Origin of the sequence: Snodgrassella sp. B3088 (assembly GCF_026535815.1) — a bacterium.
Classification (GTDB): domain Bacteria; phylum Pseudomonadota; class Gammaproteobacteria; order Burkholderiales; family Neisseriaceae; genus Snodgrassella; species Snodgrassella alvi_E.
Genome location: NZ_JAFNPG010000019.1, coordinates 1 through 1214 on the forward strand (window position 1 = coordinate 1; position 1214 = coordinate 1214).

The following is a 1214-nucleotide window of genomic DNA, read 5'->3' on the forward strand; positions in this document are numbered from 1 at the left end:
GTTGTCGGTACTGTTGTCTTCGTTGCGTCTTTTATCCAGCAGGTTGGCAGCGGCATCATATTGCAGGGTTTCCCAGTAGGCCTGGTTGCGGCAGCTTTCGATGCGGCCGGTGCGGTCATAGTGGTAATCGGTCTGTCCTTGCCGGGTATGTTTTTTACTCACCAGCCGGTCGAGGTTGTCGTACTGGTAGCGTCCTTCGCCTGAAGTAGAGGAGGGTTAATAACTATAGTTGTATATAAATTCAAACAGATAATAAATATTTTAATCGAAAGCCTAAGCAAAATAGCTTAGGCTTCTAGATATATAGTCTTAATTATTACCAATAATTCGTATATCAATATTAAATATTAAATATCCCAATATATTTAAGTCCGTTATAGTTTTCTTTGTATGGTTTTTTAAGTGTTAATTCACTTGCTTCATACCAAAATAAAGCATTAGCTTTTGTGATACCTAAGCTGTGGCATTTATCTATAATTGCTTGTCTGCAATCTAATCCAGGCGATATTAACTTATCAATCAGTTTTCCTATATCAACTTCTTTTTTCAAGGGTTCAGGGTATCCAATAAAATCTTCATCATACCAATTATCACCAATATCCTTACAAAAATCACAAACTTTATAGTCAGGGTCATCCAAATCTTCAGTACTATAATCCAGCTCAAAATATTTATTGTATTTTTCTATTGGCATGAAATTGGTGCCGATCCATAAATATTGATCTGATGAAAGATCTTCGATTTCGGAAGGATATACTTCATCAGCATTAAATTCACCTATATATTTCAGCCCATTGTAATTGTCTTTATAAGGTGTTTGTACTTCAATATTGAGCGAAAAGTCATTATTTATATGCCAAAAAACTGCATTGGCTTTTGATATGCCTAATTCGATGCATTTTTCATAAATTCTTTTTTTCTCATTTTTATTTACTTGTATTTTATTAATAACTATATTAATATCTTCAGGTGACGGAAACCTTTCTAATACAACTAATTTTTCTGTAATATAAGTTATCTCTCCAATATCTGCACAAAATAAACATCTTGGTTTTGGGTTTAATACATCCTTTTGCATTCCTTCAAATTTATGAAAATATTGTTGATATTCTTCTTCTTCTAAAAAATTATTACCTATCCATAATTGAATGGTAACTTTATTTATATCAATTTTATTCATATTTAACTATTCCTTAGTTAACATCCTGATTTAT

At 32.0% G+C, this 1214-nt stretch carries 1 protein-coding gene; it reads right to left on the reverse strand.

Annotated elements, in window-relative coordinates:
- Window positions 1-340 precede the first annotated feature (340 nt).
- Window positions 341-1180 carry an immunity 22 family protein gene (locus J3U75_RS09035; protein ID WP_267391629.1) on the reverse strand — a complete coding sequence of 280 codons (840 nt, stop codon included), beginning with the start codon at window positions 1178-1180 and terminating at the stop codon, window positions 341-343.
- Between the last annotated feature and the right edge of the window lie 34 nt (window positions 1181-1214).

Bases quoted from the DNA above. Each gene is read 5' to 3' on its own strand.
- J3U75_RS09035 (WP_267391629.1), bottom strand. From the start codon at position 1,180: ATGAATAAAATTGATATAAATAAAGTTACCATTCAATTATGGATAGGT.